The organism is Chryseobacterium sp. CS3K3.1, from assembly GCF_059515165.1.
The window spans coordinates 114,793-121,087 of record NZ_JCAKRV010000017.1; the positions used below are offsets into that span (position 1 = coordinate 114,793).

Here is a 6,295-nt window from a genome sequence, read left to right on the forward strand (position 1 = left end):
CCTTAAAACATTAAAAAACTAAAATTACAAACTGTTATTTTACTTCAGCAGTTCCTGTATTCATCGGCTTTTTCATCATTCTTCTTTCTTTCATAGCCATCTTCATTTTCTCTGCTTTTGCTTTTCTGTCAGCCTGCCATTTATCATATTGATCAGGAGTAAGGATTTTTTTCATATCAGCATCCATTTGGGCTCTTTTGGCGTGCATTTCCTGCATTTTAGCTTGTCTGTCTGCCTTATGCTTGTCAAACTCTGCCTTCATTTCCTCTTTTCTTTTATCCTGAAGTACCTTTATCTGAGCTACCTGAGAAGCATTAAGATTAAGGTCTTTTTGCATCTGGTCTAAATGTTCCTGTTGTTTTTGCTCCATTCTCTGCTTCATTTCAGCAGCTCTTGCCTGTTTGTCCTGCGGAGTTGTAGTTTGTTGTGCCATTGCAAAACTTCCCATTCCGATAAATGCTATTGCTAAAACTAATTTTTTCATCTTTTTAAAATTTAATTAATTGTTATTTTGTTATTATACCTTTTTGATAATGAATTAAAACACAAGTTAAATTAACAAATTCATAAATAATGTTAAATTTTAACAAAAACAAATTAAAAAAACAACAAAAAAAGGACAGATTATAAAAACCTGCCCTTCACACCACTTAAATATAATATATGAAAATTAATTCTTTACTAAACTGCCTCTAAAACCACCACCGCTATTTCCACGGTTTTCCTGTCTAGGTGCAGAACTTTCAGATCTTTGTCTGAAGCCTCCTCCATTGTTTCCTCTGAAGCCGCTATTGTTTTCTCTTTTAGGAGCTTCTTTTCTTACTTCACTATTCCCTCTAAATCCGCCGCCATTATTATTTCTGAAGCCTCCGTTATCATTATTTCCTCTGTTTCCTCCATTGTCAGAATTTCCCCGGAAGCCGCCTCCGTTACTGTTTCTGAAACCACCATTATTATCATTTCTGAAACCGGAATTATTGTTATTTCCGTTATTTCCACGGAATCCTCCTGAATTCCCATTGTTTCCCGTGTTTCTGAAACCGTTATCCGGTCTGCTGCCTCTTCTGATAATATCAAAAGTAGGATTATCCATGCTACGGAATCTTGAGCGGTCTACCCTGTAAACGTTGATATTAATATTTCTATATCTTGGCATTACCGTATATCTCGGTACGTAATACGTTCTTCTGTAATTCTGGAAATATACGATTGGGCTGGAACCTCTGTAATAGTTATTCTGGAAAACCACAAATACTCTTGGTCCTAAAATTCTTTCCAGTGCATAAAACCTGTCATAATACCATCTGTCCGGATTATATCTGTAGAAATTATTCCATGCTGTGAAACTTGCAAACAGATTATTCAATCTCATAATCTGGTCTACCTGCCATCTGCTTAATCTGTTCTGTACGAAAAATCCGTTCCAGTCGATATTGATAATACTTCCTCTGTAGTCGTTATAATAGCTTTGGTAATAATTACTTGGATAATAGTCCTGAGGATAATTGTAATAATAATCGTCAGGGAAATAATTTCTATCATCTTGGTCACTGTAATAACCTCCATCATTCTGATAATAACCGTCATCATCCCAACCATTATTCGGATATTGCTGAGCAGACGTCAAAACGCCCAACCCAAAAGCTAATCCCAAAAATATTTTTTTCATCTCTATAGTCGTTAATTGGTTAATATATAGCAGAATATCTTAATTCTATCTTTTTGATACAAATAAAAAAAAGAAGTTAAATCATAAGATTAAACTTCTTTTAAAATATTTTTAACTATCTGATAATCAAGTGTAAAATTTACGCTCTTCCGCTATCTTTTATCCAATGTGCAATTTTTTTGTTGAAAGAGGTTTTCTCTTTCAGATCTTCAAGTTTTATATGCATTCTGTAACGCCAATAGTGTGGAAAAACCGCCGGATTGTTGATTCTTTCATTGTCCATTTTCTTATTGGTAAGCTCAGCATCTGTTGCCAGAAACTCCTGCAGCGGGAAAATAGCAAGCATAGCCTCATTATACAAATGCTGCTTCATAATGATTTCAGCAAGGTGGGGATTGAGATCTTCAGGTGCCTTTCCGTATTGTATCAGCTGTTGATTGTAATATTTCTGTGTCAATACAGGATCTTCTTTCCACCATTGTCTCAACGTTGAACTGTCATGGGAAGAAGCTGTCACTACATTCATATAGTTTGCATTCTTAGGATTATAGAACGGAATATTTTCAGAAGGCATTCTTTGTACTTTTAATGCTATGATGGCCAATTCGTCCATTACAACAGGTACACAGGCAGGAACCATTCCCAGGTCTTCACCACAGATCAGCATTTTAGTAGCATTCAGGATAACAGGAAGTTTCTCCATGGCTTTTTCAAACCACAAACGGTCCTGTCTTCTGAAGAAGTAGTCGTGGTAAAGGTCATATATACTTTTCTGTTCCGATTCGGGAAGGTATTGATAAGACTCTGTATTGTAAACATTAAATCTGGGATGGTAAACCGTCTTCCCATTTCTTTCTTCCGGTAAAAACAAAACATTGGCACAAAGGGAAATCAATTTCTCTTCAATAGATCCGTATGATTTTTTCTTAAAGAAGTCAACGAGTTTTCTCTGGGTATTAAATTCTTCTTTAAAAGTATAGGTACCATCTTCATTACGGTTCATCAACTCAAGAGCTTTTGCGCTTTCTTCTCCAAAATAATCCCATAAGATCTTATTGTTGATAAAAGGCTTACAATACCTGTCAAAATTAAACGGAATCTGCCAGGCCTTGAATTCATCCAAAACAATAGGGACAGCCGGGTAAAAGTATCCTAAAATTCCCTGTACAGCAGAGACCGGCATTCTCCATATTCTGAAGAATCCCAAAATATGATCGATTCTCATGGCATCAAAATACTGTTCCAGTGCTTTGAACCTGTTTTTCCACCATTTATAATCGTCTGCTTTCATGGCTTCCCAATTATAAGTCGGGAACTCCCAGTTCTGTCCCAACTCAGTAAACTGGTCAGGTGGTGCACCAGCCTGAAAATCCATTCCGAATAATTCCGGTTCTGTCCAGGCTTCTACAGAATATCTGTAAATACCAATGGGAAGATCTCCCTTCAACGAAACTCCCAGGTTATGGGTATAATCAACAGCATCTTTCAGCTGTACATGTAACTGATACTGTACCCAGGCATGAAGCATTGAGATATCATAGTCTTTATTCTTCGTTGTAAAAAACTGTGAAATCTTTCCTGCAATATATTTTTTGTGAGTTTTCCACTCGTTGAAATTAGGTGTTTTATATTTGTCTCTCAAAACACAGAATGCAGAATAAGGAACAAGCCAATATTCATTATCCTTGATGAATTTCTTGAAATTTCTGTCTTTATAAATTTTATCTTTTTCCTTGTTGAAAATGGCTGTAAGATATTTCCATTTGCCTTCAATCATCTTTTCATAATCGATCAGATCCAAAGAGTTTAATTTCTCTTTTTCAGACAGATAGTCATCAACTAATTCTTTCGGTAAAGAATAATCAAGGTTTTCTAAAGAGATATACTGCGGATGCAGCGCATAAACAGATACTGCTGCATAGGGATAAGAATCTGTCCATGAATAATTAGCTGTTGTATCATTGATGGGAAGAATCTGAATAATTCCAAGACCGGTTTCTTTCGTCCAGTCTGCCAGTTTTTTAATATCTGTAAATTCCCCTACTCCGAATCCATCTTCACTTCTCAATGAGAATACAGGAATTGCGACACCGGCATCATGATACATCTGATATCCCTTAAATCTAAAATAATGATTGGAAACTACCTGCAGCACATCACTCAGCGGATTAGCAACTGTAAATCTGTTTTCTCCCGTTTCTACATCTATAACCCTGTTTTCTTTCGTATCATAAATACAATATTTAAACTGGATAAATTCATTCTCCGGAATTTCAACAGAAGTTTCCCACATTCCGAAATCTGTCTGATTAAGATGAACAACTTTGTCATAGCTCCAGTTTCCCAGTGATGCTGTACTTCCGAAAAGAACAATCCTCCAATCCTTATTATAAATAGGGACCTCTATTCTGAACAGATGGGTATGTTTTTTTAAAACCGTAACTTTTTCGGGAATAAAATCGTGCAGCTTATTGTAAAGAATTTTATTATTTAAATAATTCTCAGGAAAGTTTTTGTTATTCCATTCATCAAAAATGATAAACTCCTTATAATTATGTGGAAAACTCAAATGATGCCCCACAAATTCTTCTCTTAATACATTCCCTTTTTCATTCACCACCCGGTAATGATAAGAAATGAGTTTTGAAAAATAGTCTACTTCGCATTTCCATAAACCATTCTCCGCATAAAACATAGTATGGACATGTACGGTATTCTCGTCTTCACCAAATACCAGCTGCAAATTTTCTCCAGCATTTACAATATATCCTACATTAAAGTATAGTTTCATCTATATTTTTTTATAAAAGTACATTTTAATATCGAAAAATAAAACTTATTGGATATCAAATAATCATTAAAAAACCTTCTCAAAATAATTTGAAAAGGTCTTTATATGCTAATTTATAGCACTCTATTATCTTGTAACTAAAATCTTTTTATTGAATATGGCTTTTCCTGATTCATCAGCAATATTTACAATATATGCTCCGGTTACCAATCCTTTAAGGTATACTTTTTCATCCGTTGAGCCATTTTTCACCGATAAACTCTGATTCATTACATTTTTACCTGCCATATCAAAAATGTTCAGTTTAATGCCACCTTTTAAATTATTATTAACATGAACGTTGATATAGTGTTCATCAACTCTTGTCGGATAAATATCAAGATTAGCAGCCAGAGTATTTACTGTTGAAGATTTATCATTAGCAAAATATTTACTTGCCAAATCGTAAATATGAAGTCCTTGTTCTCCCGGAAGCTGTTTAGCCTGCAAAGTTGTCAGATCTACCTCGTATAAAGCACCTCCCTTTGCACTTGCTATTACCACTTTCCCCTGAGCATTTACAGCAGAACCATTTACGGAATAATTATCAGGAATGCCAGCAATTTTACCTATAAATTGCGCTTTTAAATCTTTAGTCAGAACTTTGAAAACATTTCCTGAAGCAGCAAAAACATAGAAGTTATTATCTGCATCAGCAATCATATCACCGCCAAAACCAGTTTCCATAGCCGTAAAAGAATTTCTTCCGTTAGAAGGGTCATCTTTAATAATTCCAAGATCAGTCACAGTGTATTCTCCTGCTTTTTTGCTGATTTCCAAAAACTGTGTCCCCGCATTATTGACAGCATAGATGTTACCGTTATATCCGGTTGCCATTCTGGTAATATGAGAATTAATATCACATGATGATACTTTTGCCACCTTATTTTCCACTAAAGTAATTTCCTTTGTCTTCGGATTCAACACATAGATATTCGAAGAAAACATAGGCATGTATATCAGATTATTGTTCGAAGAATCATAGGCAAGAGCTGCTAATGTTACAGATTGAGAATGATTGTAAGAATTTTTGTCTTCTGCTACAACACCTTTTCTTGCTTGGGAAAACACCTTTGCTGAAGAATCGGTAGTGAAAAACTTCTCTCCTGAAGTTCCATTAGTGCCATCAATTGCACGAAAATCATTGAATGTAATACTTTGGGTATCTTTTCCTGTAATCGCAAAGAAATCCTGCTGTGCTTGCGCATTTATACCTAACAACAGTAAAAATAGAGGGAATAAATGTTTTTTCATAGTATATATTTTTAGATTCGTAACTGTTTTTACCTTACTAAGTTACACAATTTTAAATTACAAAAACAAAAATCTCTGGTAATTGAATAAAGTTGCTCACCCATTAAAAATATCACATATCAAAAAGACGTTGGGTTACTCATTTATTTCTGTTGATCAGCATAACAGACATCAAAAATATCAGGAGCTGTTTCCCGCTATCCATTCATACTCCTCGCGCCCATGCACTCCCACGCTCCACCACATTCATTCCAACCCAAGCTGCGGGGTAACCATTCCTATCGGGGCTATGATAGTGAACGAACGATCAATGATACGTTATAAATAATATGACGAATTCGGGATACGGGTTCCGGGGTTATCTTTTCCAAATGGAGTAATTTAATTAATTCCGATAACATCTTTCTTTTTCATTTACGCCGCTTCTTTCCACTGTGTCATTCCGCAGGAATCCAGCCTACTTTATTAGAGGCTTTAGGATTTAAAGGTTAAAAAAGCAAAAGTAATACTAGTTATCTGATAACACTTTGTTGAGACTCCTG

4 protein-coding genes are annotated in these 6,295 nt (G+C 35.2%); all 4 read right to left on the reverse strand.

What is annotated here, in order from left to right:
• Positions 1–34 precede the first annotated feature (34 nt).
• On the reverse strand, positions 35–484 hold the full coding sequence (locus tag AC5YGI_RS16220; RefSeq protein ID WP_330745161.1) for a DUF4890 domain-containing protein: 450 nt from the start codon (positions 482–484) through the stop codon (positions 35–37).
• Positions 485–670: 186 nt separating this feature from the next.
• Positions 671–1,669, reverse strand: coding sequence for a hypothetical protein (locus tag AC5YGI_RS16225; protein WP_330745160.1), 999 nt, complete (start codon positions 1,667–1,669; stop codon positions 671–673).
• A 139-nt stretch (positions 1,670–1,808) separates the two neighbouring features.
• Entirely contained in the window at positions 1,809–4,460 is a 2,652-nt protein-coding gene (locus AC5YGI_RS16230) for a 4-alpha-glucanotransferase (protein ID WP_496168994.1), read from the reverse strand.
• Between the two features lie 126 nt (positions 4,461–4,586).
• Positions 4,587–5,753, reverse strand: coding sequence for a T9SS type A sorting domain-containing protein (locus tag AC5YGI_RS16235; RefSeq protein WP_496168995.1), 1,167 nt, complete (start codon positions 5,751–5,753; stop codon positions 4,587–4,589).
• Between the last annotated feature and the right edge of the window lie 542 nt (positions 5,754–6,295).

Excerpts from the sequence above, each read along its gene's own strand:
- AC5YGI_RS16220 (WP_330745161.1), bottom strand. The coding sequence starts at position 484 with ATGAAAAAATTAGTTTTAGCAATAGCATTTATCGGAATGGGAAGTTTT.
- AC5YGI_RS16225 (WP_330745160.1), bottom strand. The coding sequence starts at position 1,669 with ATGAAAAAAATATTTTTGGGATTAGCTTTTGGGTTGGGCGTTTTGACG.
- AC5YGI_RS16230 (WP_496168994.1), bottom strand. The coding sequence starts at position 4,460 with ATGAAACTATACTTTAATGTAGGATATATTGTAAATGCTGGAGAAAAT.
- AC5YGI_RS16235 (WP_496168995.1), bottom strand. The coding sequence starts at position 5,753 with ATGAAAAAACATTTATTCCCTCTATTTTTACTGTTGTTAGGTATAAAT.